This is a genomic window from Treponema sp. R6D11, from assembly GCF_054786075.1.
In genome coordinates, this window is the sequence record NZ_BDHD01000780.1 from 1 (window position 1) to 527 (window position 527).

The following is a 527-nucleotide window of genomic DNA, read 5'->3' on the forward strand; positions in this document are numbered from 1 at the left end:
ATTCTCACTATCCTCGGAAAAACGCCGTCCGCTGTTAGGAACGGCATTTTTATAAATCACGAAACAAGTAGTTTTCTATGAAAAACATTTTTAAGGTTTTAGCAATTACTTTTGTAGCGTTAGTCGGGTTTTCTTTTATCGCTTGCAGTGGAGATGACGGCGGCGGCACAGGAACTTACATCATCACTGGAAGCGGCGATGCGTTTACCGCTACCAAAAACGGCGCTGCCGTTGGTTCAGGCTCTCTAGAAGCAGTTACCACTGCCATACGAACAGACGCGAACGGCACAGACTGCGCTATACAGCTTGGCAATGGCACAGATGTATTGAACATTACCGGGAGTACCTTTGGCTTTCTCAACAGTAGCGTAACATGGGGAAATATTACTCTTTCCGGAAAAATGTCATCATCTACTAGCAGTTCATCAATGATTTTCATAAATGGCGAAGTTTCCATAAACAGCACGGCAGATATTGCATTTACTGGATCGTCTGCCCCTGTAATTTATATTTACAGCAGTAATGGT

Annotated in this window: 1 protein-coding gene; it reads left to right on the top strand. The window is 43.6% G+C overall.

The window, feature by feature from the left end:
- Nucleotides 1-77 precede the first annotated feature (77 nt).
- The coding region (locus ACYVTD_RS16055; RefSeq protein WP_461248684.1) for a hypothetical protein at nt 78-527 on the top strand (450 nt) is incomplete at its 3' end.